Raw genomic sequence first — 26067 nt, forward strand, 5'->3', positions numbered from 1 at the left:
CAATACGCGCCGGACTAGTCGTTCAATAAAGAAACGCAAACAAGCGTTTGAAGCAGAGGAGGAAACAACGTGAGATCGATCATCCTGGCTGGCCTGTGCTCGGCCGTGCTGCTGTCCGGAGCCGCCTACGCTCAGTCCGGCGCCCCCATCAAGATCGCCAATGTCGCCGAGCTCTCGGGCGGCGGCGCGACCGTCGGCAACAATTGGAAGAACGGCATCGATCTCGCCGTCGAGGAGATCAACGCCAAGGGCGGCATCCTCGGTCGCAAGATCGAGGTCAGCCACGCCGACTCGCAGTCGAACCCGGGCGTGGCGCGCGCGCAGGTGCAGAAGGCGCTCGATGGCGAGCCCTACGTGCTGCTCGGGCCCGGCTATTCCGGCTCGGTGAAGGTGACGGCGCCGCTGGCGGCGGAGGCCGGCATCACCCAGATCATGGGCGGCGAAGCGGCCGAGCTCACGCAGGCCGGCAACAAGTTTCTGTTCCGGACGTCATTCGGCCAACAGTCGTCGATGCCGAAGGTCGCGAAATACGTCAATGACGAGCTGAAGGCGAAGTCGGTCGCGGTGGTCTGGGTCAACAACGATTTCGGTCGCGGCGGACGCGACGTCATCACCAAGGAGTTCAACCGCCTCGGCATCAAGGTCGCAGCCGACCTGTCGACCGAAGCCGGCCAGGCCGACTTTGCCGCCGACGTCAGCAAGATCAAGGCGGCGGCGCCGGACGCGGTCTTCATCTACGTCAACGAGGAAGAGAGCGCGCGCATCCTCAAGGAGATCAAGCGCCAGGGCGTCACCGTGCCGCTGATCGGCGAGACCACGCTGGTCGGCCAGAAGGTCATCGAGCTTGCCGGTGACGCCGCCAATGGTGCCCGCGGCCACGTCGGCCTCACGACGGACGCGCCGGTCGAGGCGATCAAGGCGTTCCGCGACCGCTTCGTGAAGAAGTACAACTACGTGCCCGATCACAACGGCCTCAAGGGCTATCTCGCGATCTACATGGTCAAGGCCACGACCGAGAAGATGGGCAAGGTCGACTCCAAGGCCTTCGCCGACACGCTGCATGGCCTGACCATCAAGACCTCGGCCGAGCCGAACATCCTGATGGACGTCACTTTCGATCAGAACGGCGACATCGATCGCCAGGGTTTCCTGGTCGAAGTGGTCGAAGGCAAGCAGGTCGTGAAGCAGGTGCTGCCTAAGCTGAACTGAGTAGGACGGTCGATCGGCGGCGCTGGCCGGGATGCCAGCGCTGCCGTCACCCAAAGGCTCACGGGGAAACGATGTCCAATCTGCTCGACCTGATCGTGGCGGGTCTCGCCACCGGCGCCATCTACGCGCTCGTTGCCGTCGGCTTCACGCTGCTGTGGCAGACCTCGCAGACCATCAACTTCGCCCAGGGCGAGTTCGTGATGCTGCCGGCCTTCCTGATGCTCGCGGTGATGCATCTCGGCGCACCGTTCTGGCTCGCGATTCTCGTCGGCATCGTGCTGTCGGCGCTGCTGCTCGGTCTCGCCTTCAAGATGCTGCTGGTCGATCCGATGCTGCGGCACGGCGTGCTGCCTCTGGCGATCGCCACCATGGCGCTTGCGATCGCGATCAAGGAGGCGGTGAAGCAGTTCTTCAGCGCCGAGGCCTCGCCGTTCCCCTCGATCGTGCCGGCCGGCGATGTCTCCATCCTCGGACGTGCGATTTCGCTGCAAAGCCTCGGCGTGCTCGCTGTCGCGATCCTGGCGGTCGTCGGCCTCACGACGCTGTTGAACCGCACCTCGCTGGGCCATCAGATGCAGGCGGCCGCGCAGAACCCGACGGTCGCGCGCATCATCGGCGTGCCCGTCGAGCGGATGATCCTGCTGACCTTCCTGATCAACGCCGTGCTGGTGGCGCTGGCCTCGCTGCTGATCACGCCGATTTACCTCGCGAAGTTCTCGAGCGGTGAGGTGCTCGGGCAGGCCGCCTTCATCGCGGCCATCGTCGGTGGCTTCAACCAGGTGCGTGGCGCGATCGCGGGCGGCCTCTTGATCGGTGTCGTCGACAATCTCGCGGCGGCCTATGTCTCGACCCAGTATCGCGCCGCTGTTCCGATGATCTTGCTGATCATGATGATCCTGTTCCGGCCGCAGGGCCTGCTCGGACGAGCCGAGGAGCGCACGGTATGAGCAAGAACAGCAAACTGCTCCTCGTCGCGCTGGCCGTCGTGGTCATCGCCGGCCTGATCATCGTCCCGATGAACTTCAACCGCTACGGCCTCTATATTCTGAGTCAGTGGGCGGTCATGACCATTGCGGCTATGGGGCTCAACCTCACGCTCGGTTATGCCGGGCAGGTGTCGCTGGCCCAGGGCGCGTTCGTCGGCATCGGCGCCTACGGTGCGGCGATCCTGACCACGCATGGCTGGCCGCTGATCGCGGCGCTCGGGCTCGTCGTCGTGATCTGCTTCGCCGTCGGCTGGCTCTTGGGCTATCCGGCGCTGCGCGTGCAGCACCACTATCTCGCCTTCGTCACGCTCGCCTTCTCGACCTTGGCGTTCCTGGTGTTTCGCAACGAGAGTTGGCTCACCAACGGTATCTACGGCATCAGCAACATTCCGCGCCCGGAGATCTTCGGCTTCCCGACTCGCAAGCCATTGCCATTCTACTATCTCTGCCTCGGCTCGCTCGGCCTCGTGACGCTCGCCATGTGGTGGCTGGCCCGCTCGCCGTGGGGTCGCGCCTTCATGGCGTTGCGCGAGAACCCGATCCGGGCGCAGTCGCTCGGCATCGACACGAGGCGCTACACGCTGATGGCGTTCGCGATCGGCTCCGTGCTCGGCGGCATAGCCGGCGTGCTCTATGCGCCGCTGACGCAATATGTCGATCCCGTGCCGTTCAACCTGCAGCTCTCGCTCGATCTCCTGATGATGGTGATCGTGGGCGGCTCCGGCTTCATGCTCGGACCGTTCCTCGGCGCCATGATCGCAGTGCTGCTTCCGGAGTGGCTGCGCTTTGCCGAGGGCTATTACCTGATGCTCTACGCGGCCGCGGTCATCGTGCTGCTGATCTATTCGCCGAGCGGCATTCTCGGCATTCTCGACCGCTATCTCAGCTCACGACGAACCCAGGCGGCATCCGCGCTGCGAGCGGCGGCTCAATCCAAGCTGGAGGCCGCGCGATGACCGCAGTTCTCGACGTACGCGACGTCAAGAAGAGCTTCGGCGGCATCACCGCCGTCAACGGCGTCAGCTTCGACGTGCAGGAGGGCGAGATCCTCGGCCTGATCGGTCCCAACGGCTGCGGCAAGTCGACCTTGTTCAACTGTATCCTCGGCCAGCTGGTGCCGAGCGCGGGCGAGGTGAGGGTCGACGGCAAGCTCGTCACCGGGCAGCGTCCGTCGGACCTCAATCGCCTCGGCGTCAGCCGCACCTTCCAGCTGCTGCAGGTGTTTCCGAAACTGTCGGTGCGCGACAATCTGATCCTCGCGGGGCAGGAGCATCGCGGCAGCATGCTGTCGCGCCTGCTCGGTCCGTCCGATGCGGGACTCACCGAGACGGCCGACCAGATGATCGGCTTCTTCAAGCTGGAGCATCTTGCCAACGAGCCGGCCGGTGGCCTGTCCTACGGCCAGCAGAAGCTGCTCGATGCCGCGATGGCCTTCATGGGCGGCCCGCGCTTGGTGCTGCTCGACGAGCCGGCCGGCGGCGTCAACCCGACCATGCTCGGCGATCTCAAGGAGCGGCTGATCGCGATCAACCGCGAGCGCCGCGCCACCTTCGTCGTGATCGAGCACAACATGGAATTCGTGATGTCGCTGTGCTCGCGGGTGATGGTGATGGCGGAAGGCAAGGTGCTGGCGATCGGCAAGCCCGACGAGATCAGGGCCAATCCGGCCGTGATCGAAGCCTATCTTGGACACTGAGGGAGCCGGCGATGAGTGATCCCATTCTCGACGTCCAGAACCTCGTCGGCGGCTACGGCAAGATGACGATCCTCAACGGGACGACCTTCTCGGTCCCTGCGGGATCGATCACCACCGTCATCGGTCCGAACGGCGCCGGCAAGTCGACCGTGTTCAAGGCGATCTTCGGCCTGCTCAAGCTGCGCGAAGGCAAAGTGGTCTTCAAGGGCCGTGACGTCACGGGCTTGAGCCAGCGCGCGCTGCTCGGCGCCGGCATCTGCTACATCCCGCAGGGCCGCAACATCTTCGGCGAGCTGTCGGTGCGTCACAACATCGAGCTCGGCGGCGTGGCTGCGGCGCGCGACTTCGATCTCGCCGCCCGCGTCGAGGCCGCGCTCGACGTCTTTCCGGTGCTGCGCAAGAAGGCGGATCGGCAGGCCTCGACCTTGTCAGGCGGCGAACAGAAACAGCTCGAGATCGCGCGCGGGCTTCTGCTCGAACCGCAACTGGTGCTGATCGACGAGCCGTCGATCGGGCTGTCGCCGCTCATGGTGCAACAGACCTTCGATATGCTGAAGCAGCTGCGTGACCGCGGCGTTTCGGTGCTCCTGATCGAGCAGAATGCGCGCTCGGCGCTGGAGATTTCCGACTACGGCATCGTGCTCGAGCTCGGCCGTACCCGCATCATCGACAAGGCCGATCGCGTGCTGGCTGATCCGCGCATCGGCCAGTTGTTCCTGGGCGGCGCAATGGAGGAGACGGCGGCATGAACAAGCGCTCGATCGCAACGGTCTCCATCTCAGGCGCACTCGACGAGAAGCTCAAGGCGATCGCGGCAGCGGGCTTCGATACGGTCGAAATCTTCGAGAACGATCTCGTTGCGTTCGGGGCGAGGCCGCGCGAGATCGGCCAGATGTGCCGCGACCTCGGCCTTGCGATCTGCGCCTATCAGCCGTTCCGCGATTTCGAGGGCATGCCGGAGCCGCAGCGCGCGCGCAACTTCATCCGCGCCGAGCGCAAGTTCGACCTGATGCAGGAGCTCGGCACGGATCTGCTGCTGATCTGCAGCAGCGTATCGCCGGCCTCGCTTGGCGGTATCGACCGTGCCGCCGCCGATTTCCACGAGCTCGGCGAGCGCGCTGCGAAGCGGGGTCTGCGCGTCGGCTACGAGGCGCTGGCCTGGGGGCGCCACGTGCACGATTATCGCGATGCCTGGGAGATCGTGCGCCGGGCCGATCACAAGGCGATCGGCGTCATCCTCGACAGCTTCCATGCGCTGGCGCCGGCACTGCCGACCAATGCGATCCGTGCCATTCCGGCCGACAAGATCTTCCTGGTCCAGCTTGCGGACGCGCCCAAGCTCGAACTCGACGTGCTGTCCTGGAGCCGGCATTTCCGCAGCTTCCCGGGGCAGGGCGATCTGCCGGTCGGGGAGTTCATGGAGGCGATCGCCGCGACCGGCTATTCCGGGCCGCTGTCGCTGGAAATCTTCAACGACCAGTTCCGCGCCGGCTCAGCACCGCGCACCGCGCTCGACGGCATGCGCTCGCTGCTGCTGCTGCAGGACGATCTCGCCGGAAAGATGCCCACCGCGTCGGAAGAGCGCTTTGCCCCCCGCGTCAAGAGCCACGGCATCGGCTTCGTCGAATTCGCCGTCAGCGAGGACAAGGCGCAGGCACTGGCAACGCTGTTCGGCCAGCTCGGCTTCCGTAACACCGGACGTCATCGCAGCAAGGCCGTGCAGCGCTGGTCGCAGGGCGGCATCGAGCTGGTGATCAACTACGAGCCGGTCAGCTTTGCTCATACGCACTACGTCACGCATGGTGCCGGCGTCTGCGCGCTGGCGCTGGATGTCGACAGCGCCGATCGTGCCATGGCGCGGGCGCAGTCGCTGAAGACGCGCACCTTCGTGCAGCCGGTTGGGCCGGGGGAGCTGGAGATCCCGGCAATCCACGGCGTCGGCGGCAGCCTGCTGTATTTCCTCGACGCCAAGGGCAAGAACTGGGACGTCGATTTCGAAGCGGTCGCCAGCGATGAGGGCAACGATCGTCTCGTTGCTGTCGATCATATCGTGCAATCGATGCCGCATGAGGAGATGCTGTCCTGGCTGCTGTTCTATGCCGGGATCATCGATTTCTCCCGCCTGCCGCAGATGGAGATCGCCGATCCCCGGGGCCTCGTGCAAAGCCAGGCGATCGTGAACGGCGATCGCAGTCTTCGTTTCATCCTCAACGGCTCGACGGCGACCCGCACGCTCTCGTCGCGCTTCATCTCGGAATTCTTCGGCTCCGGCGTCCAGCACATCGCGTTCTCCTGCGACGACATCTTCGAGGCCGTGGCCGAGATGCGCGCCCGCGGTGCTGGCTTCCTCGACATTCCCGACAACTACTACGACGATCTCGAAGCCAAATACGATCTCCCTGCCGAGACCATGGCAGCGCTCCGCGCCAACGAGATCCTGTACGACCGCGACGGCGACGCCGAGTTCTTCCAGGTCTACACCCACATCTTCGAGGAGCGCTTCTTCTTCGAGATCGTGCAGCGCCGCAACTACCAGGGCTTTGGCGCACCCAATGCCGCGATCCGGCTGGCGGCGCAGGCGCGCGAGGTGCGGCCGGACACGATGCCGCGGATGTAGAAGGCCATCTGACGCTCGACCATAAATCAACAACAAGACGTTCGGGAGGATATCTATGACGCGCACGAGTTGGCTTCTGGCCTGTGCGGCGGTGCTGCTTGGCGCGCTCGCGACATCGGCGAACGCAGCCGGAATCGAGGTCGGCACCGACGCCGGTCCCATCACCGGGAAGTTCCAGCGCAACACTGCGGTGCGCGCCTTCCTCGGCATTCCGTTCGCAGCGCCGCCGGTCGGCGATTTCAGATGGAAGCCGCCGCAGCCGGTCGCTGCGTGGCAGGCGCCGCGGGCGGCCACGACCTATGGCGCGCAATGCATGCAGCCGGGCCGCTCGAAGACGTCGGTCTATTTCGAGTATGCCGGCGAGCAGCCGAGCGGCGAGGATTGCCTGTATCTCAACGTCTGGGCGCCGTCCGACGTCAAGGACGGCAAGCTGCCGGTGATGGTTTGGATCTATGGCGGCGGCTTCCAGCAGGGCTCGGCGGCCAATCCGGTGTTCGACGGCGCAGCGCTTTCGGCGCGCGGCGTGGTGGTGGTTTCCGTCAACTACCGGGTCGGCATTTTCGGCTTCATGGCGCATCCGGAATTGACGGCCGAGTCACCGCAGCGTGCGTCGGGCAATTACGGCCTGCTCGATCTGGTTGCCGGGCTGAACTGGGTCAAGCGCAACGCCGCGAGCTTCGGCGGCGATCCGGACAACGTCACGATCTTCGGCCAGTCCGCCGGCGCCGCCGCCGTCAGCTATCTCTACACCTCGCCCTTGGCGCGCGGCCTGTTCGCCCGCGGCATTGCCGAGAGTTTTGGCGTCGCCAACAAGACCATGCAGAGCCTCGCCGATGGCGAGAAGGCGGGCAGCGCCCTGGCCGAGAAAGTCGCCGCGCCGACGCTCGCCAAACTGCGCGAGGTGCCGGCAGCGCGCCTGCTGGAGACGAAGCTCGGGATGAGCCCGATCGTCGACGGCTACGCGCTGCCGGCCAATCCCTATGCGGTGTTTGCCGAGGGCAAGGAGGCGCCGGTGCCGCTGCTGACCGGCTGGAACAGCGACGAAGGCACCACGTTCCCCCATGCCAAGACGCTCTCCGCCTATCAGGACTGGGTCCGCCGCAAATATCCAGATATCGCTGAGCAGTTGCTTCAGCTCTATCCCGCGCGCACTGACGACGAGGCCAAGAGCGCCAACAAGGCAATGGTCCGCGACAGCCTGTTCGCGTGGGGGCCGTGGAGCGTGGCGCGCCTGCACGCCAAGAACGGCTTCCCGACCTATCTCTACCATTTCAGCCATCCGCAGCCGCTGAAGGCAGGCGTCACCTACGACGAGATCGACACCGCCGAGGGTCTCGGCACCTTCCATAGCTCCGAATATCCCTACATCTTCGGCACGCTGGATCCGCTCAGCCGCGATTGGACTGGGGCTGACCGGGCGATCTCCGAGAGCTTGCAATCCTATTGGGTGGGCTACGCCTATGCGGGCAGCCCGAATGCGCCTGGTCTGGCCAATTGGCCGCGCAGCGACGCCAAGGCCGAGACGACGATGCTCCTTGGCGACAAGGTCGGCGTCGGACCGGTGCCGCAGCTCGATCGCATCAGGCTGTTCGATTCGCTGGCTTCGCCTTTCAATGGGTTTTGAGGGGCCAACGATCAGGGGTCCGGCCGGATGCCCGGCAGGCGGACGATCGCCTCGGCCAGTTGGTCGATCACCAGCCGCACGCGCGCGATGCCGGCGCGCTCCGGCACGATCAGCATGTTGAGCGGCACCGAGGGCAGCCGGTAGTCGGGCAGGATCACGCCGACGCTGCCGGCTGCGATGAGGTCGTCGACCAGCCAGGCATGAGCGGCGGCGATGCCGCGCCCGGCCAGCACGGCCTCGCGCACGGCGAGGCCATGATTGGTGCGGAAACGCCCGACGAACGGCACCTCATGGTGCTGGCCATCGGGCGCCATCAGGGCCAGCACGTCGCTGCCGGCGACATTGGGCATGCGGATGGCCTCATGGCCGATCAGATCCTCTGGCGCGCACGGCTTGCCGCACCTTGCCAGATAGCTGGGTGCAGCGACCAGCAACCGGTGCGAGTGGCCGAGCGCGCGCAGCTTCAGCGAGCTGTCCGAGAGTGGTGCGAGACGCAGCGCGATGTCGACACCTTCGCGCACAAGGTCGATGCGCTCGTCGGTCAGGTTGAGGTCGACAGCGATGTCCGGATAGCGGTCCTGGAACGCAAAGACGATCCGGGTGACGTGCAGGATGCCGAACGCCGCCGTGCAGGAGATGCGGATCATGCCGCTGGCGGCGCCGCGCGTGCCGCGGGCTTCGTCGCCGGCCTGCTCGACCAGCCGCAGGATCTGGACGCAGTTGGTGAAGTAGCGGCTGCCCTCGTCGGTCAGCGTCACCCGCCGCGTGGTGCGGCTGAGTAGCGGCACGCCGACGGTCTCTTCCAACTCGTGCAGATGGCGCGTGATCGTGGACTGCCCGACGCCGAGCTCGCGTGCCACCGCGGACAGGCTGCCGCGCTCGGCGACCCGGACGAAGCTGCGCATGTGGGCGATGCTGACGTCTGATTTATCCATAATACGGCATGATGTTATCGATATGCGTCATATAGTGCATAGACGAAGACGCGTCTATGTCATGGCTTGTTCCAGCAAAGGATCCGACGCCATGAACGTCCTGCTCGTTTTCGCCCATCCAGAACCCCGCTCCCTGAACGGCGCCCTGCGCGACGTCGCCGTCGCCGAGCTCAAGGCCCAGGGCCATGAGGTCAGAATCTCCGACCTCTATGCGATGGGTTGGAAGTCGGCTGCCGACCGTGCCGACTTTCCGCAACTCGCGCCCGAAGCACGCCTCAACGTCGCCAACGCCTCCGGAGAGGCCTTCAAGACGCACACGCTCACCGACGACGTCCGCGCCGAGCAGGACAAGCTGCTGTGGGCCGATGCGGTGATCCTGCAGTTTCCGCTGTGGTGGTTCACGATGCCCGCAATCCTCAAAGGCTGGGTCGACCGCGTCTATTCCTACGGCTTCACCTATGGCGTCGGCGAGCACAGCGACAAGCGCTGGGGCAACCGCTATGGCGAGGGCGTATTCGCGGGCAAACGCGCGATGCTCATCGTGACGACAGGCGGCTGGGAGGAGCACTATTCGGAGCGTGGCATCAACGGGCCGATCGACGACCTCCTGTTTCCGATCAACCACGGCATCCTGTTCTATCCCGGCTTCGACGTGCTGCCGGCGCTCGTGGCGCATCGCGTCAACCGCCTCGACGAGGCAGGCTTTGCCGGGATTGCCGAGCAGCTGCGCGAGCGGATGCAGACCCTGTTCACGGCCAGGCCGATCCCGTATCGGCGGCAGAACCACGGAGACTATCTGATCCCGTCGATGCAGCTCCGCTCCGAGCTCGGCGATACCGATATGCGCGGCTTCGCGCTGCACGTGGACGCTGCCGCCTCGCGATGATGCTGCCGGGCGCGGAAAAAGTCAGCCCGCGCCCATCGCGACCGAGATGTGATAGGTCGCAAAGGCTGCCGCATAGGCGAGCACGAACATGTAGACGAAGGTGACGGCCATCCAGTGCCAGCTGCCGGTCTCGCGCCGGATCACCGCCAGCGTCGAGGCGCATTGCGGGGCGAAGATGTACCAGGCGAGCAGCGCCAGCGCCGTGGCGAGGCTCCATTTGCTGGCCAGCACCTGTCCGATCTGCTCAGCCGCCTCCTTGCCGCCTTCGATGGCATAGACCGTGCCCAGCGCCGCCACGGCGACCTCGCGGGCGGCCATGCCGGGCACGAGCGCCACCGCGATCTGCCAGTTGAAGCCGACGGGGGTGAGCAGGGGCGCGATGGCCTTGCCGATCATCGCCGCCAGGCTGTAATTGATGGCGGGCTCGATGGCGCCCTCCGGTGGCTGCGGGAACGAGGCCAGGAACCAGATCAGTACCATCATCGCGAAGATCGTGGTGCCGGCGCGCTGCAGGAACATCTTGGCGCGGGTGTAGACGCCGATCGCGATGCTGCGCAGCCGCGGCATCTTGTAGTCCGGCAATTCGAGCATGAACGGTGCCGGCTGATAGTCCCGCATCAGGAAGAACTTGATCAGGAACGACATCAGAAGCGCGCTGGTGATCCCCGCCGCATAGAGCCCGAACATCACAAGGCCCTGCATGTTGATCAGGCCCCAGACCCTGGTCGGCGGGATGAAGGCCGAGATGATCAGCGTGTAGACCGGGATCCGCGCCGAGCAGGTCATCAAGGGGGCGATCAGGATCGTGGTGAGGCGATCTCGGCGATTGTCGATCACGCGCGTCGCCATGATGCCGGGGATGGCGCAGGCGAAGCTGGAGAGCAGCGGGATGAAGGCGCGGCCATGCAGCCCGGCGCCGCCCATGATGCGGTCCATCAGGAACGCCGCGCGGGCCATGTAGCCGAAATCTTCGAGCAGCAGGATGAAGAGGAAGATGATGATGATCTGCGGCAGGAACACGATGACGCTGCCGACGCCCGAGATCACCCCGTTCTGCAGGAAGCTCTGCAGCAGGCCTTCGGGAAGCTGGTCGTGAACGAGCTGGCCGAGGGCGTCGAAGGCCGCCGACAGCACCTGCATCAAGGGTTGAGCCCAGGCAAAGACGGCCTGAAACATCACGAAGAGGACGGCCAGCAGGATGAGCAGGCCCCCGACCGGGTGCAGGACGACGGCATCGATCCGTGCCGTCCAGGTGTCGGGGCGCTCGGGCAGGCTGACGGTCGCGGCGATGATGCGGTCGGCCTGGTGCTGGGTGGCGCGCAGTTCGGGGACGGTGAGGGGGCGCCAGGTGTTGGCGCGATCGCCCATGGCGGCCGCCTGGGCCAACAGCTGGTCGGTCAGCTGCAGGAGGTCATCGGTTCCCCCCTTGCGGACCGCGATCGAGGTCACGACGGGCACGCCCAGCGCCTGCGACAGGCCGGCGACGTCGACGGTCACGCCACGACGCTTGGCGATATCGAACATGTTGAGGACGAGCGCGAGCGGACGACCGGTGCTCTTGAGCTCGAGCAGAAGGCGGATCGTCAACCTGAGATTGGTGGAATCGGCGACACACAGCACGAGGTCCGGGAGGACCTCGCCGGTGGCGCGTCCGAGCACGAAGTCGCGGGTGATCTCCTCGTCCGGGCTGCGGCCGCGCAGCGAGTAGGTGCCGGGCAGGTCGACCAGCGAGACCTGGCGTCCTTGCGGGGTGACGAATGCACCCTCTTTGCGCTCGACCGTGACCCCGGGATAATTGGCGACCTTCTGACGGCTTCCCGTCAGGGCGTTGAACAGCGAGGTCTTGCCGCTGTTGGGCGTACCCACCAGGGCCAGATGCAGCAAGGGGCTTTCCATGGGCGACGCTTTCCGCGCGGCCCTAGGCCACGATCACGGCCATTGCCTCGCGTCGGCGGACCGCGACGGTGATGTTGTCGACACGGACGGCGATCGGGTCGCGTCCGACGATCCCCTCATGCAGGATCTCGACCCGGGCGCCCTCGACGAAGCCCAGTTCGATCAGCCGGCTCTCCAGTTCGACGTCCGGGAGGGACGAGCTCGCGCTGCCGGCCGCAAGATGCTGGATCGTTCCGGTATAGCCCCGCCGGGCCAAGCCGAGTGGCAGCGGCAGCCGTGTATCGCAGATTTCGCTCATAGCCTGTATTTTCAATCGCGTGCCAAGAGGTCAAGCGCGGCATGCACAATGCCGCGTTATCTTAGAGCGATTTTAAACAGACTGGACGGACCGCCGTCTGATCTGCCTCAAGGAGCGGCGACGGAGGCCGGATGCCGGCTGTCCACCACCGCCTTCGGCTCGCCCGCCGGGGAGGCGGACGCGCGGCTCTTGAAGTGATCGAGCACGAACAGCCGGATCGCGGACGACAGGTTGCCCTGCTGGCGATTGCTGTCGATCTCTCCGACCAGTTCGGACAGGGTCATATTCCGGAGACCCGAAATCTCCTTCATGCCGTTCCAGAACGCCTCTTCGAGGCTGACGCTGGTCTTGTGACCTGCGACCACGATTGAACGTTTTACGACGGGCGACTTCATCACGCGTCCTCGCCATTGATACGATGTTGATCGAGTAGTTCGTTCGCGCGCTTGTCGCGTTGCGCATCAGCGGCGCGTTCGGACTTCGCTCTGCCGTGGCGAGCGCGGTTGCTTTCGGCGACCTTCGCTGCCTGATCGCGCTCAACGCGCTTTCTGAAACGCTTCAAGTTGATGACGTCTCCCATGCTCGCTCCAATCATCTAAGACATCGAATTTTGCGAAGAGAGCACGCGCGTTGCGCAGATCAGCCTAGGCGTTATCCAGACAATCACGTCATTGCTCCCTTTTTTTCGATGGCCATTCGCGTCGTTGCGAGCGGAGTTTGTATTCACCAAACGCAGCAGAACTTGTAGTCGAGAGTATCCTTTAGGGGTTAACAGCGAGAATTGCATCACCCCCCGTAGTACTACGGGACTACCGTCACGGTCTGCCGGGCCTTGTCATCTTCTCGGGCTGAACGAGGCGGTCGAATTCGTCTTCAGACACGAAACCGAGCCTCAAAGCTTCCTCTTTCAGCGTCGTGCCGCGCTGGTGCGCTGATTTCGCGACCTTGGCGGCGTTGTCGTAGCCGATCTTCGGCGCAAGCGCCGTGACCAGCATCAACGAACGCTCCATCAGCTCACGAATCCGCTTCTCATCGGCGCGAATTCCAGTCACGCAGTGTTCGCTGAATGAACGCGCGGCATCGCCTAGTAATTGTATGGACTGCATCATGCAATGTGCGAGCAATGGCTTGTAGACGTTTAGTTCGAAATGGCCCTGGCTGCCGCCCATCGTGATCGCCGTGTGATTGCCGAACACCTGGCAGCACACCATCGTCAGCGCTTCGCACTGCGTCGGGTTCACCTTTCCCGGCATGATGGAGGAGCCCGGCTCGTTCTCGGGCAGAATCAGTTCGCCCAACCCGGAGCGTGGTCCTGATCCGAGCAGGCGGATGTCGTTCGCGATCTTGAACAAGGCGGTGGCGGCTGCATTGATCGCGCCATGCGCGTAGACGTAGGCGTCGTTGGAGGCGAGCGCCTCGAATTTGTTGGTAGCGCTGGTGAACGGAAGGCCGGTGATGTCGGCCACCTTCCTGGCGAACAGTTTGGCGAATTTGGGAGATGCGTTCAGGCCGGTGCCCACTGCGGTGCCGCCCTGGGCCAGCGGCAGCAGATCACGCGCCGCCGTCTTGATCCTGGCAATTGCGCTCTCGACCTGCGCCGCGTAGCCGGAAAACTCCTGGCCAAGCGTGAGCGGCGTGGCGTCCTGGGTATGGGTGCGGCCGATCTTGACGATGCCTGCGAAGGCATCCTGCTTGGCGTGCAGCGCCGCGAGCAGCTCCGCCAATCCCGGGATCAGATGATCGTGGATCGCCCGCGCAGCCGCGATGTGCATTGCGGTCGGGAAGGAATCGTTCGACGACTGGCTCATGTTGACATGATCGTTGGGGTGCACGGGCTTCTTGGTCCCGCGCTCGCCGCCCAACAGCTCGCTGGCGCGATTGGCGATCACCTCGTTGAGGTTCATGTTGGTCTGGGTGCCGGAGCCCGTCTGCCAGACGACGAGCGGGAAGTGATCGTCGAGATGGCCGTCGATCACCTCTTGCGCGGCGCGGGTGATGGCGTCGGCCACGCGCGGTTCGAGCAGCCCGAGCTCGCGGTTGGTCTCTGCGGCGGCCATCTTGACCAGCGCCAGCGCGCGCACGATCCCGATCGGCATGCGGTCGTGGCCGATGCGGAAGTTCTGCCGGCTCCGTTCGGTTTGCGCTCCCCAATAGCGATCGGCCGCGACCTCGATCGGGCCGAAGCTGTCGGTCTCGGTGCGCATCGATGCGACGTGTGGCGGTTCAGTTGATTGTGTCATGAAGCATGCCCAAAAATTGGTCGTGAACCGACACCCGCCGGTTCACGCATGCTTCAATCTATGGCACCAACCGCCGTTCCGCGCGCGGCGAATGCGCCTACTTCTTGCGGAAGCGGTCGAGCCGGACGACTTCGGCGCCTTCGCCAGGCGCAGCCGGCGTGGGCTTGTCTTCGCTTGCTCCGGCTGCTGGTGCGGGTAGGGGCGCCGGCACGGCGGATAGGGCAGGCGACGCTGACAGACTGGGCGAAGGCGGCGTTTCGGCGATTGCCTCCGACGGCTCGAACTGAAGGCCGAATTGGACGGACGGATCGAAGAAGCTCTTGATCGCGTGGAACGGAACGATCAGCCGCTCGGGGATGCCCCCAAACGACAGCCCGACCTCGAAACGATCCTCGCTGACCACCAGATCCCAGAACTGGTGCTGCAGAATGACCGTCATCTCATCCGGATATTGCGCCAGAAGTCGCGGCGACAGCTTCACACCCTCGGCCTTGGACACGAAGGTAATGAAGAAATGATGCTCGCCGGGGAGCCCATGCGCGGCGGCGTCGGTCAGCACGCGGCGCAGCACCCCGCGCAGCGCGTCGCGCGCCAGCACATCGTATCGAATATGATCGGTCGCCATGATCGGTCCTGTTTCGTGATGGGCCGCGCCCCGCCCGCGTCGGGTCACCGCGCCCGGTGGGCAGCCGTTTGACCGACTCGTATTCTGCATATGGTACCCCGGCTGGGCGCCAAGGTCAGCAGCCAAGCAGCGGCGCTGCCACATATGGGAACGCGCGGATGGCGGCGGAAGTCCGGAAGACGAAGGAATAAACGGTGGAGTAACAGTGGGGTAGAGCAAGTCAGGCGGTGAAAGTGGAGGCTTCTGTTGCCAGGTGCCTCCGAACCCCGCCTAACGGAGCTTAACCCGTTAGGACTTTAAGGTGGTCTTTCAAACTGCGTTACGCAGCCTGAGCAACCGGAGCAAAGTTGTCGTTGGCAACTATTGCAGTAGCCCGATAACGGCGGAACAATACCGGGAAAAAGCTCGCCCTTTACGCCCTCGTCGATCCTATTTCGCCCCCGCCGAAACCCGCCAATGTGACGGGCTTTGGTGGAGGCGCCGGGTACCGCCCCCGGGTCCGAATGGTTTATTTCGACGGCAGTTTATTTCCATAGCCGGCAAGCCGGCAGCGCCAATATAGGCCGCCTGGCGAGCGATTGACAGAGCCTTCGCGGTCGCAGTTGGCGACAAAAATGTGGGCGGATGCGGGGAACTCTCCAATCGGTCTTGGCAGCCACGATTTCGTCCTCCTAGAGTGGCCCATGCCCTCCGAAGTTGCGCCGGTCGCCTGCTCTGCGGCCGACATCGTCAAAGACCCGCCGAGCCTTCGCACGCTCTTCTTCGCATTCGCGAAAATGTCGCTTTCGGGGTTCGGCGGCGTGCTGGTGTTCGCCCGGCGGGCGATCGTCGAGGAACACCGCTGGATGACGGCGGAGGAATTCAACGAGACCTTCGCGCTCTGCCACTTCCTGCCCGGACCCAACATCGTCAACCTGTCGCTGGTGTTCGGCTCGCGGCTGCGCGGCATTGTCGGCGGGCTCGCGGCGTTTACCGGTCTGCTCGGGCCGCCAATGCTGTTGGTGACCGGCTTGGCGGCCATCTATGCTCATTTCGGGCAGGTCGATGCGCTGAGACGAGCGCTGGCCGGTGTGTCCTGCGCGGCCGTCGGCCTGCTGGCGTCGGCCGTGTTCCGCATGATGTCGCCGCTCCTGAAAAAGCGTGACGTGCTCGGGCTGCTGGTCATGCTCGCCGTTTTCGCTGCGATCGGACTCGCGCGTCTGCCGCTTCCGATGGTGCTGCTGTTGGCGGTGCCGCTCAGCATCGCCGTCACCTATGCCAAGCTGTGGTGGGCGCGATGAGCGGGGACGACAATCCGCTGTTCCAGCTGTTCTGGACGTTTGCGCTGATTTCGTTGTTCGCGATCGGCGGCGCGAATGCCGCGATCCCCGAACTGCACCGCATTGCGGTCGACGTTCGACATTGGATGACCGACAAGCAGTTCGCGGATGCCTTTGCGATCGCGCAATTGTCGCCCGGGCCCAACGTCCTGATCGTCACCTTGATCGGCTATTCCGTCGCAGGCGTCGCCGGTGCCGCGGTTGCAACCATCGCAATGTGCGGCCCGACGGCTGCGCTCGCTTATTTCGTCAGCCGCTGGCTGTCGAATGCGCGCGCTGCGCGGTGGCCTGCCGTGCTGCAAGCCTCGCTGGTCCCGCTCTCGATCGGGTTGATGGCCGCGAGCGCATTGATCCTCGTGCAGGCCTCGGACCGGACGTGGCCGGCATTCGTGCTGACGGTGATGGCCGCCATCGTCGCATCGATGACGCGGCTCAATCCGCTCTGGCTCTTGGCCGCAGGGGGCTGCCTCGGTTTTGCTGGCCTTCTCTAGGGAAAGTCGCTAGGCAAAAGAGTACGGCTGGTCGGAGACTGCTCCGGACCTCCGAACGAGAACAATGACGGCCACCAAGGCCGATCGGGGAGGACGAGGGACATGGCCGAGACCACGGGCCCGTTGTCGGATGGGACCGCCACCGTGCCGTCCGCGCGCAACGTGACTGGCGCATTGATCATTCTGCTCCTCGCTTTCGCGCCGCAACTCGTCGAACTTTCCATCTCGCTGGTCAGCCTCATTGCTGCGCTATCAGCGCGTTCTCCGTTGGAGGTCGTGTCGGCGCATGGCGCCGCCTTGGTCGAAGCGCTGCCGATGCTGCTCCGCCAATGGATGGACGGCGGCAAGATCACGTTGCGGCCGGATGCGCTGCTCGTACTGATCTACACCTATCCGCTTGTGGCCATCGCGCTGTTCACCTTCCTGGCCCGCCTGCGCGCGCCGCAGGATTATTTCGGCGGCGTGGCGCTGATGGGGATCGCCCTGTTCGCGCTGTGGGCCGCGAGCGATCTGTCGGGCATGCGCGGATTCACGTTCGGCCCGGGCACTGCGCCGCGCATGCTGGGTGTGCTGCTGCTGGGGATGGGGGCCGCGGTGGCCGTCATTGGGCTGATGACCGAGGGGCCGGGGCTGCAGGTCTATCACTGGCGCGGGCCGTGCTTTGTGTCGCTTGCGATCCTGGCGTTTGCAGTCGCGATCCGGCCTCTGGGTTTGATCGTGGCGGCGCTCGCGAGCTTCCTGATCGCAGCCCTCGGAACGCCTGAAACGCGCTGGGGCGAGACGCTGATCGTGGGCGTCGTCCTGACGCTCGGCTGCGCGCTGTTGTTCCCTTACGTGCTCGGTCTGCCGATGCCGTTGTTTCCGCGTTTCCTGGTGCAGTGAGGCCGGCATGCTGGATCTGTTTCACAACCTGGCGGTCGGCTTCGGCGTCGCTCTCAGCCCGATCAACCTGCTGCTATGCCTGGTCGGCGCTCTGGTCGGCACGCTCGTCGGCGTGCTGCCGGGCATCGGCACCATCGCCACCGTCGCCATGCTGTTGCCGATCACCTTCGGCCTGCCGCCGGTCGGCGCGCTGATCATGCTCGCCGGCATCTACTACGGTGCGCAATATGGCGGCTCGACCACATCGATCCTCGTCAACATTCCGGGCGAGGCGACCTCCGTCGTCACCACGCTCGACGGCTTCCAGATGGCCAAGCAGGGGCGCGCGGGTCCGGCGCTGTCGATCGCGGCGATCGGCTCGTTCGTTGCGGGCTGCTTTGCGACGGTCCTGATCGCGGTGCTCGGCGCGCCGCTGACCAAGCTCGCGCTTTTGTTCGGGCCGGCCGAGTATTTCTCGCTGATGGTGCTCGGCCTGATCTTCGCTGTCGTGCTCGCCAAGGGCAGCGTGCTCAAGGCCGTGGCCATGATCGCGCTCGGCCTGCTGCTGTCGATGGTCGGCGCGGACCTCGAGACCGGCGCATCTCGCATGGCCTTCAACGTTCCCGAACTCGCCGACGGGCTCGGCTTCGCCACCGTGGCGATGGGCGTGTTCGGCTTCGCCGAGATCATCCGTAATCTCGACGGCGGTGCCGAAGCCGATCGCGAACTGGTGCAGCAGAAGATCACGGGGCTGATGCCGACCCGCAAGGACCTCATCGATTCGGCGCCTGCGATCGCTCGCGGCACAATTCTCGGCTCGATTCTCGGGATCCTGCCCGGCGGCGGCGCCGTGATCGCCTCCTTCGCCGCCTATACGTTCGAGAAGAAGATCGCGCGCGATCCGTCACGTTTCGGCCGCGGTGCGATCGAGGGCGTCGCGGCCCCGGAGAGCGCCAACAACGCGGCCGCACAGACGTCCTTCATTCCGCTGCTGACGCTCGGGATCCCGCCGAACGCGGTGATGGCGCTCATGGTCGGCGCAATGACCATTCACGGCATCCAGCCCGGGCCCCAGGTGATGCAGAAGCAGCCTGATCTGGTCTGGGGCATGATCGCCTCGATGTGGATCGGCAATCTGATGCTGATCATCATCAATCTGCCGCTGGTGGGCATCTGGGTGCGGCTGCTGCGCGTGCCCTACCGGCTGATGTTCCCCTCGATCGTCGTGTTCTGCGCGATCGGCATCTACTCGATCAACAATGCGCCGGTCGACGTGATCCTGGCCGGGGCCTTCGGCCTGTTCGGCTACTGGTTGATCAAGCACGATTTCGAGCCGGCGCCGCTGCTGCTCGGGATGGTGCTGGGCTCGCTCATGGAAGAGAACCTGCGCCGGACGCTGCAGATCTCGCGGGGCGACTGGTCGGTGTTCCTCACGCGCCCGCTCTCCGCCGGGCTGCTGGCGGTGGCGGCCGTGCTGCTGGTGCTGGCTGTGCTGCCGGCGCTTCGCCGTAAGCGCGACGAGGTCTTCGTCGAAGGGTAGGGATCTTGGTTCCGGTGCTGGTTCCCCTGTTGGTCCCTTGGCCCTGGTGAATGGCTTTTCCCCAGCATATTTCTCTGGGGGAGAGCGGGGCAGACGGCGGCACCTGTCGGCGAAAGGCCGGGTCCGCTAAAGCTGCACCTTCAGAAACCGTACATCCCGGCCATGCACCAATATCACGATCTGCTCGAACGCATCCTGTCCGACGGCGCTGAGAAGCACGACCGCACCGGCACCGGCACGCGGTCCGTGTTCGGCCATCAGATGCGCTTCGACCTCGCGGCCGGCTTTCCGATGCTGACCACCAAGCGGCTGCCGCTGAAGGCGATCGTGCATGAGCTGCTGTGGTTTCTCAAGGGCGATACCAACGTCGGATATCTGCGCGACAACGGCGTCACGATCTGGGACGAGTGGGCCGATGCCAATGGCGATCTCGGCCCCGTCTACGGCTATCAGTGGCGCTCCTGGCCGACGCCCGACGGCGGCCATATCGACCAGATCGCCAATGTGGTCGAGATGATCAAGCGCAACCCGGATTCGCGCCGCCTGATCGTGACGGCCTGGAATCCGGCCGATGTCGAAAAGATGGCGCTGCCGCCCTGCCACTGCCTGTTCCAGTTCTACGTCGTCAACGGCAGGCTGTCGTGCCAGCTCTACCAGCGCTCGGCCGACGTCTTCCTCGGCGTGCCCTTCAACATCGCCTCCTATGCGCTGCTGACGATGATGGTGGCGCAGGTGACGGGCCTCAAGCCGGGGGATTTCGTACATTCCTTTGGCGACGTGCACCTCTACTCCAACCACATCGAGCAGGCGCGGCTGCAGCTGACACGCAGCCCCCGCTCGCTGCCGACGATGACGCTCAATCCTGACGTGAAGGACATTTTCGGCTTCCGCTACGAGGATTTTGCGCTCGCAGGCTACGACCCGCATCCACACATCAAGGCTGAGGTTGCGGTTTAGCTCATGTCGCTCGTGATCCGCCGCGCCCGGCCTGAGGACATCGGCGTCGTGTTTGCTCTCGTCAAGGAGCTCGCCGCGTACGAGAAGCTCTCGCATGAGGTCGCAGCCAGCGAGGCCGATATCGCCGAGGCCCTGTTCTGCGAGCATCCGGCGCTGTTCTGCGACATCGCCGAGTGGAATGGCGAGGTCGCGGGCTTTGCGGTCTGGTTCGTGAATTTCTCCACCTTCGCCGGCCGCGCCGGCATCTATCTCGAGGACCTGTTCGTGCGGCCGGCCTTCCGCCGCAACGGCCTCGGTCAGGCGCTGCTCGGCCACCTCGCGCGCACCTGCGTCGAGCGCAACTGGGCGCGGCTGCAATGGTCGGTGCTCGACTGGAATGCGCCCTCGATCACCTTCTACAAATCGCTCGGCGCTGAGCTGATGGACGACTGGACCCTGTGCAGGGTGACAGGGCCAGCTTTGGCCCAGCTCGCGGAGAAGGCGCCATGATCGAGGTCGTGCTGATCGTCGCGGTCGCTGAGAACGGTGTGATCGGCGCAGCCGGCGCGATACCGTGGCGGCAGAAGAGCGACCTGCAGCGCCTCAAGGCGATGACGATGGGGCGGCCGATCGTGATGGGCCGCAAGACCTTCCTGTCGCTTCCGCGCCGGCCGCTGCCGGGCCGGACCAACATCGTCATCACCCGCGATGCTAATTTTCGCGCGCCCGGGGCGATCGTGACCCGCGCCGTCAACGAGGCGCTCGCGATCGCTCGCGGCGATGCGCTGCGGCGTTCGGCCGCGGAGATCGCCGTCGTCGGCGGCGCCGAGATCTACGCGGCGACGATGGCGTTGGCCGACCGGCTGGAGATCACCGAGGTCCATGCAAGCCCGCAAGGCGATACCGTCTTCCCGGCGATCGATCCTTCGCAGTGGACGGAGGTGGCGCGGGAGCGGCATCCTTCGGGTCCCGACGATCACGCCGAATATTCCTACGTCACCTATCGCCGGCGGCGGTGAGACGGCCCTCGGCCGGAGCCCGTCCAGGATCATCCATTAATGATGAAGTTGGGTGGTTTGGCCATGCGAGGGCTTCGGACCGCGGCAAACCAGCGCTTCGGCCCCTGTTTACATTGACAAAACCCGGTTCGGGCTTAGCTGGAGCGCTACGTTGTAAGGGGCGGGGACGTCCCTTATAAACCGGCCACCGTCGGGGCCGGCGTTTGTGCACTATCAGCCCCTCGGAGGAGATCAATCGATGGCGTGGAAGAATCAGGGTGGAGGCCCGTGGGGTCCGGGTCCGAAGGGGCCCTGGGGCTCGGGACCGCAACCGGTCGGTCCAAGGCCACCCGACCTGGAAGATCTTCTGCGGCGCGGCCAGGACCGGCTCCAACAGTTCATCCCCGGTGGCGGCTTCGGTGCCGTCGGCATTCTCCTGGTCGTGTTCGGCGCGATCGCGATCTGGCTGCTGTCCGGCTTCTACCGGGTGCAGTCCGAAGAGCTCGGCGTCGTGCTGCGCTTTGGCAAATATGTCCGCGATGAGCAGCCGGGCCTGCGCTATCACCTGCCTTATCCGATCGAGACCGTGCTGCTGCCCAAGGCGCTGCGCGTCAACCCGATCTCGATCGGCGTCACGATGGGCGACGATGCCGGCCGCCGCGGCCGCGGCGGACGCGACGTGCCCGAGGAGAGCCTGATGCTGACCGGCGACGAGAACATCGTCGACGTCGACTTCACGGTGCTGTGGCGCATCAAGCCGAAGGGCGCCGCCGACTTCCTGTTCAACATCCAGAATCCCGAGGGCACCGTGAAGGCGGTGGCCGAGAGCGCGATGCGCGAGGTGATCGGCCGCTCCAACATCCAGCCGGTGCTGACCGGCGCCCGCACCCAGATCGAGCAGAGCGTGCAGGAGCTGATGCAGAAGACGCTCGATACCTATGGCTCCGGCATCCAGGTCACGCAGGTGCAGATGCAGAAGGTCGACCCTCCGGCGCAGGTGATCGCGGCGTTCCGCGACGTGCAGGCGGCGCGCGCTGATCTGGAAAAGGCGCAGAACGAGGCCCAGACCTACGCGAACAAGATCGTTCCGGATGCGCGCGGCCGTGCCGCTCAGATCCTGCAGGTCGCCGAAGGCTACAAGGAGCAGGCGATCGCCGAGGCCAAGGGCCAGAGCTCGCGCTTCCTCAAGGTCTATGACGAGTACAAGAAGGCGCCCGACGTGACCCGTGAACGCATCTATCTCGAGACGATGGAGCGCGTGCTCGGCGGCTCCGAGAAGCTCGTGCTCGACGGCGGGCCTTCGGGGCCGGTGCCGCTGCTGCCGCTCGGCGACCTCATGCCGCGCCGCCAGGGTACGACCGCCGCGCCCCAGGCCCAGCAGGGAGGTGCACGATGAGATCCCCCGTTGCAGGTATCATCGCCCTGGTCGTCGTGCTCGCGCTCGCGGTCATCGGCTACAGTTCGCTGTTCACGGTGCAGCAGACCGAGCAGGCGCTGGTGGTCCGGCTCGGCAAGCCGGTCGACGTCGTGACCGAGCCCGGCCTGAACTTCAAGGCGCCGTTCGTCGACACCGTGATCTCGATCGACAAGCGCATCCTCGACCTGGAGAATCCCTCTCAGGAGATCATCGCCTTCGACCAGAAGCGGCTCGTGGTCGATGCGTTCGCCCGCTACAAGATCAAGAACGCGCTGCAGTTCTACCAGAGCGCCGGCACGATCCAGGCCGCCAATGTCCAGCTCGGCACCCTGCTCAATGCCGCCCTGCGTCGCGTGCTCGGCGAGGTCACGTTCACCCAGGTGGTGCGCGACGAGCGCGAGGCCCTGATGCGCAAGATCCGCGATCAGCTCGACAAGGAGGCCGACGCCTATGGCATCCAGGTGGTGGACGTCCGCATCCGCCGCGCCGACCTGCCGGATGCCAACAGCCAGGCGGTCTACGACCGTATGAACAGCGAACGGCAGCGCGAAGCCGCTGAATTCCGTGCGCTCGGCGGTCAGAAGGCTCAGGAGATCAAATCCAAGGCCGATCGGGAGGCGACCGTGATCGTGGCGGAAGCCAACTCGCAATCCGAGCAGACCCGGGGCATCGGCGATGCCGAGCGCAATCGGTTGTTCGCCGAGGCCTACGGCAGGGACCCCGATTTCTTCGGCTTCTATCGCTCGATGACGGCGTACGAGAACGGGCTGAAGTCCGGCGAAACCCGCTTCCTGTTGCGGCCCGATTCGCAGTTCTTCCGCTACTTCGCCAACCCATCCGGGAAGCCCGGCGTAGAAACGCCGTCCGCCGCGAGCGCGACGGCAGCTGCCGCGCAGGCTCCCAAGCCCTGATGTCGTCGCGGCGGTTGATCCCGGCGAATATGAGTTGACACGGACGGGGCGAAGCCGTTGCTTCGCCCCACATATCAAGAAGGTCGCACGGGAGGTCCGGGTCCGATGAGGTCCATTGCGTTTTCCGATTTCCTCATCGGATTAGGTATCCTGTTCGTGCTTGAGGGTCTGATGTTCGCGGCCAGTCCGGAGTGGATGCGGCGGGCGATGAAGACCGCGATGACGACGCCCGACAATGTGCTGCGCGCGGTCGGCATCGGCTCGGCGGTGGCCGGTCTGGTCCTGATCTGGGTCATCCGGCGCCCGATCTGAGACCGACCGTTTCCGGTTGCAGCGCCGTCGCGAGGCCACAGGAACCCTGGCCGGCCGCGGTCATTGTCTCCGCCGCCCGGCCAACGCCATTGTGAGGCGATAGCCGCGCCATTTTGCCGTATTAGGTCGCCTTCAATGATGAATCCGGCGGTCTCTGGCCGCCTGCTTGCGTCCCCGCCCGGTTCCGGCGCACTGTAACGATTGAATTTACCGAGTTTTCTGGAGATCCGCCCGATGACCGCATCCCTTGCTCTCAGCCGTCGCCTGCGTCCGATCCTGACCGCGGCCGTTCTTGCCGCGGGCTGGGCGCTCGCGCCGGCCCCGGCCTCGGCGCGGGGACCAGAAGGGATCGCCGACGTCGCCGAGAAGGTGATCGACGCCGTCGTCAACATCTCGACCTCGCAGACCGTCGAGGCCAAGGGCGGTGGCGAGAGCCGCGGCGCCAATCCGCAGGTGCCGCCGGGCTCGCCGTTCGAGGAGTTCTTCGACGACTTCTTCAAGAACCGCCGCGGCGGTCCGGGCGGCCGCGGCGGCGACAACTCGCCGCGCCGTACCAACTCGCTGGGCTCCGGCTTCATCGTCGATGACTCCGGAGTGGTCGTCACCAACAACCACGTCATTGCGGACGCCGACGAGATCAACGTGATCCTCAACGACGGGACCAAGATCAAGGCCGATCTGGTCGGCGTCGACAAGAAGACCGACCTCGCGGTGCTCAAGTTCAAGCCGCCGCGGCAGCTGACCGTCGTCAAGTTCGGCGATTCCGACAAGCTGCGGCTCGGCGACTGGGTGGTCGCGATCGGCAACCCGTTCAGCCTCGGCGGCACCGTCACTGCGGGCATCGTCTCGGCCAAGAACCGCGACATCTCGTCGGGGCCCTATGACAGCTACATCCAGACCGACGCCGCCATCAACCGCGGCAATTCCGGCGGCCCGCTGTTCAACCTCGACGGCGAGGTGATCGGCGTCAACACCCTGATCATCTCGCCGTCCGGCGGCTCGATCGGCATCGGCTTCGCAGTGCCCTCGAAGACGGTCGCCGGCGTGGTCGACCAGCTCCGCCAGTTCGGCGAGCTGCGCCGCGGCTGGCTCGGCGTGCGCATCCAGGGCGTCACCGACGAGATCGCCGAGAGCCTCAACATCAAGCCGGCGCGCGGCGCGCTGGTTGCCGGCATCGACGACAAGGGACCGGCCAAGCCGGCCGGCATCGAGCCCGGCGACGTCGTCGTCAAGTTCGACGGCCACGACATCAAGGAGCCGAAGGACCTGTCGCGCATCGTCGCCGATACCGCCGTGGGCAAGGAGGTCGACGTCATCGTCATCCGCAAGGGCCAGGAGCAGACGCTGAAGGTCAAGCTCGGCCGGCTCGAGGACACCGAGAAGGTGCAGCAGGCGGCGATCAAGAAGGACGAGCCGGCCGAGAAGCCGGTGACCCAGAAGGCGCTCGGTCTCGATCTCGCCGCGCTGTCGAAGGATCTCCGCACCCGCTACAAGATCAAGGACAGCGTCAAGGGCGTGGTCGTCACCGGCGTCGATCAGGCGTCTGACGCCGCCGAGAAGCGGCTGTCGGCCGGCGATGTCATCGTCGAGGTCGCGCAGGAGGCGGTGACCTCGGGCGCCGACATCAAGAAGCGCGTCGACCAGCTCAAGAAGGACGGCAAGAAGTCGGTGCTGTTGCTCGTCTCGAACGCCGACGGCGAGCTGCGCTTCGTGGCGCTGAGTTTGCAGTAGGGCGCGTCTGGTTTACGCTTCGACATTGCGAGGCGCGGCCTCGTAGGGTGGGCAAAGGCGCGCCCAGGTGCCTGCTTGGTACGACGCTCGCTCTCGCGCCGTGCCTACCATCTTGCTTTCGAGCACGTCGATCGACGGTGGGCACTCTGCCGCCCTACGGGCGGCTGCTTTGCCTAGCCCTCTGCGAAGGGACGACCTCGCTGCATCCACACACTCTGCTGTCGTCCCGGCCTTGAGCCGGGACCCATACTCCCAGGACGTGGTTTGAGGCAGGCCGACCGTGAGCTGCTCGCACCTCACATCCGCCGCGGAGTATGGGTCCCGGGTCGGCGCCTCGCCGCGCTGGCGCTGCGTCGCGGCTTGCCCGGGACGACGGTGGAAAAGACCTGATTCACATCTCAAACAGCAGTGGGCGTGGAAAGACGTTCTCGCGGCCGATCACGCCCGAGGTCTGCAATCGGTTCGTCCCCCTTAAAACGCAGAGGGCGCAGGGAATGCCGGGTGAAGGCCTCACCCATGGCCCGCCTGCTAAAAAAATG

26 protein-coding genes and 1 other RNA gene are annotated in these 26067 nt (G+C 65.2%); 19 read left to right on the forward strand and 8 right to left on the reverse strand.

Annotated elements, in window-relative coordinates:
• Nucleotides 1-69: 69 nt before the first annotated feature.
• The 7 genes from LQG66_RS33165 (at nt 70) to LQG66_RS33195 (ending at nt 8132) form a co-directional block, all read left to right on the forward strand.
• Nucleotides 70-1209, forward strand: coding sequence for an ABC transporter substrate-binding protein (locus LQG66_RS33165; protein ID WP_231320005.1), 1140 nt, complete (start codon nt 70-72; stop codon nt 1207-1209).
• Between the two features lie 71 nt (nt 1210-1280).
• A complete protein-coding gene (locus LQG66_RS33170; protein WP_231320006.1) occupies nt 1281-2156 on the forward strand; it encodes a branched-chain amino acid ABC transporter permease in 876 nt (291 codons plus the stop codon).
• Nucleotides 2153-3151, forward strand: coding sequence for a branched-chain amino acid ABC transporter permease (locus LQG66_RS33175; RefSeq protein WP_231320007.1), 999 nt, complete (start codon nt 2153-2155; stop codon nt 3149-3151). Before LQG66_RS33170 ends, LQG66_RS33175 begins: the two co-directional genes overlap by 4 nt.
• Entirely contained in the window at nt 3148-3891 is a 744-nt protein-coding gene (locus LQG66_RS33180) for an ABC transporter ATP-binding protein (protein ID WP_231320008.1), read from the forward strand. Before LQG66_RS33175 ends, LQG66_RS33180 begins: the two co-directional genes overlap by 4 nt.
• An 11-nt stretch (nt 3892-3902) precedes the next feature.
• On the forward strand, nt 3903-4640 hold the full coding sequence (locus LQG66_RS33185; RefSeq protein WP_231320009.1) for an ABC transporter ATP-binding protein: 738 nt from the start codon (nt 3903-3905) through the stop codon (nt 4638-4640).
• Nucleotides 4637-6508 (forward strand): bifunctional sugar phosphate isomerase/epimerase/4-hydroxyphenylpyruvate dioxygenase family protein, encoded by a 1872-nt coding sequence (locus tag LQG66_RS33190; protein ID WP_231320010.1) that lies wholly within the window; start codon nt 4637-4639, stop codon nt 6506-6508. The genes LQG66_RS33185 and LQG66_RS33190 overlap by 4 nt, the downstream gene beginning before the upstream one ends.
• Before the next feature lie 55 nt (nt 6509-6563).
• Nucleotides 6564-8132, forward strand: coding sequence for a carboxylesterase/lipase family protein (locus LQG66_RS33195; RefSeq protein WP_231320011.1), 1569 nt, complete (start codon nt 6564-6566; stop codon nt 8130-8132).
• Nucleotides 8133-8143: 11 nt separating this feature from the next.
• Here the strand turns inward: LQG66_RS33195 and LQG66_RS33200 are convergent, their stop codons facing one another.
• A complete protein-coding gene (locus LQG66_RS33200; RefSeq protein WP_231320012.1) occupies nt 8144-9067 on the reverse strand; it encodes a LysR family transcriptional regulator in 924 nt (307 codons plus the stop codon).
• 91 nt (nt 9068-9158) lie between these two features.
• Here LQG66_RS33200 and LQG66_RS33205 point away from each other — a divergent pair, with 91 nt between their 5' ends.
• Complete coding sequence (locus tag LQG66_RS33205; RefSeq protein ID WP_231320013.1) at nt 9159-9953, forward strand: NAD(P)H-dependent oxidoreductase; 795 nt, start codon at nt 9159-9161, stop codon at nt 9951-9953.
• A gap of 21 nt (nt 9954-9974) precedes the next feature.
• Here LQG66_RS33205 and feoB read toward each other — a convergent pair whose 3' ends face one another.
• From feoB to ssrA, 7 genes are all read right to left on the reverse strand, one after another.
• Complete coding sequence (feoB, locus tag LQG66_RS33210; protein WP_231320014.1) at nt 9975-11849, reverse strand: ferrous iron transport protein B; 1875 nt, start codon at nt 11847-11849, stop codon at nt 9975-9977.
• A 22-nt stretch (nt 11850-11871) separates the two neighbouring features.
• On the reverse strand, nt 11872-12147 hold the full coding sequence (locus LQG66_RS33215; RefSeq protein ID WP_231320015.1) for a FeoA family protein: 276 nt from the start codon (nt 12145-12147) through the stop codon (nt 11872-11874).
• Between the two features lie 107 nt (nt 12148-12254).
• Nucleotides 12255-12542, reverse strand: coding sequence for a ribbon-helix-helix domain-containing protein (locus LQG66_RS33220; RefSeq protein WP_231320016.1), 288 nt, complete (start codon nt 12540-12542; stop codon nt 12255-12257).
• Nucleotides 12542-12727: a DUF4169 family protein gene (locus LQG66_RS33225; protein WP_231320017.1), complete on the reverse strand. Its 186-nt coding sequence runs from the start codon at nt 12725-12727 to the stop codon at nt 12542-12544. The genes LQG66_RS33220 and LQG66_RS33225 overlap by 1 nt, the downstream gene beginning before the upstream one ends.
• Nucleotides 12728-12962: 235 nt before the next feature.
• Nucleotides 12963-14387 (reverse strand): class II fumarate hydratase, encoded by a 1425-nt coding sequence (fumC, locus tag LQG66_RS33230; protein WP_231320018.1) that lies wholly within the window; start codon nt 14385-14387, stop codon nt 12963-12965.
• Nucleotides 14388-14484: 97 nt separating this feature from the next.
• On the reverse strand, nt 14485-15012 hold the full coding sequence (locus LQG66_RS33235) for an SspB family protein (RefSeq protein WP_231320019.1): 528 nt from the start codon (nt 15010-15012) through the stop codon (nt 14485-14487).
• A gap of 232 nt (nt 15013-15244) precedes the next feature.
• Nucleotides 15245-15600, reverse strand: a transfer-messenger RNA (tmRNA) gene (gene ssrA, locus LQG66_RS33240).
• 95 nt (nt 15601-15695) lie between these two features.
• Here ssrA and LQG66_RS33245 point away from each other — a divergent pair.
• From LQG66_RS33245 to LQG66_RS33295, 11 genes are all read left to right on the forward strand, one after another.
• Nucleotides 15696-16292, forward strand: a complete 597-nt coding sequence (locus LQG66_RS33245; RefSeq protein ID WP_231320020.1) for a chromate transporter — start codon at nt 15696-15698, stop codon at nt 16290-16292.
• The gene (locus LQG66_RS33250; protein WP_231320021.1) at nt 16289-16822 is read left to right on the forward strand and encodes a chromate transporter; all 534 of its coding nucleotides are present in this window, start codon (nt 16289-16291) and stop codon (nt 16820-16822) included. Before LQG66_RS33245 ends, LQG66_RS33250 begins: the two co-directional genes overlap by 4 nt.
• Before the next feature lie 102 nt (nt 16823-16924).
• Nucleotides 16925-17704, forward strand: a complete 780-nt coding sequence (locus tag LQG66_RS33255) for a tripartite tricarboxylate transporter TctB family protein (protein WP_231320022.1) — start codon at nt 16925-16927, stop codon at nt 17702-17704.
• A gap of 7 nt (nt 17705-17711) precedes the next feature.
• A complete protein-coding gene (locus LQG66_RS33260) occupies nt 17712-19223 on the forward strand; it encodes a tripartite tricarboxylate transporter permease (RefSeq protein WP_231320023.1) in 1512 nt (503 codons plus the stop codon).
• A gap of 162 nt (nt 19224-19385) precedes the next feature.
• Entirely contained in the window at nt 19386-20180 is a 795-nt protein-coding gene (locus LQG66_RS33265; protein ID WP_231320024.1) for a thymidylate synthase, read from the forward strand.
• A gap of 3 nt (nt 20181-20183) precedes the next feature.
• A complete protein-coding gene (locus tag LQG66_RS33270) occupies nt 20184-20669 on the forward strand; it encodes a GNAT family N-acetyltransferase (protein ID WP_231320025.1) in 486 nt (161 codons plus the stop codon).
• Nucleotides 20666-21178, forward strand: coding sequence for a dihydrofolate reductase (locus tag LQG66_RS33275; RefSeq protein WP_231320026.1), 513 nt, complete (start codon nt 20666-20668; stop codon nt 21176-21178). The genes LQG66_RS33270 and LQG66_RS33275 overlap by 4 nt, the downstream gene beginning before the upstream one ends.
• A 238-nt stretch (nt 21179-21416) precedes the next feature.
• On the forward strand, nt 21417-22553 hold the full coding sequence (hflK, locus tag LQG66_RS33280) for an FtsH protease activity modulator HflK (RefSeq protein ID WP_231320027.1): 1137 nt from the start codon (nt 21417-21419) through the stop codon (nt 22551-22553).
• Complete coding sequence (gene hflC / locus LQG66_RS33285; RefSeq protein ID WP_231320028.1) at nt 22550-23485, forward strand: protease modulator HflC; 936 nt, start codon at nt 22550-22552, stop codon at nt 23483-23485. Before hflK ends, hflC begins: the two co-directional genes overlap by 4 nt.
• Nucleotides 23486-23590: 105 nt before the next feature.
• Nucleotides 23591-23797 (forward strand): DUF2065 domain-containing protein, encoded by a 207-nt coding sequence (locus LQG66_RS33290; RefSeq protein ID WP_008960820.1) that lies wholly within the window; start codon nt 23591-23593, stop codon nt 23795-23797.
• A 234-nt stretch (nt 23798-24031) separates the two neighbouring features.
• Nucleotides 24032-25528: a Do family serine endopeptidase gene (locus tag LQG66_RS33295; RefSeq protein ID WP_231320029.1), complete on the forward strand. Its 1497-nt coding sequence runs from the start codon at nt 24032-24034 to the stop codon at nt 25526-25528.
• Nucleotides 25529-26067 lie beyond the last annotated feature (539 nt).

The sequence above is a fragment of the Bradyrhizobium ontarionense genome, from assembly GCF_021088345.1.
In the GTDB taxonomy this organism is placed as follows: domain Bacteria; phylum Pseudomonadota; class Alphaproteobacteria; order Rhizobiales; family Xanthobacteraceae; genus Bradyrhizobium; species Bradyrhizobium ontarionense.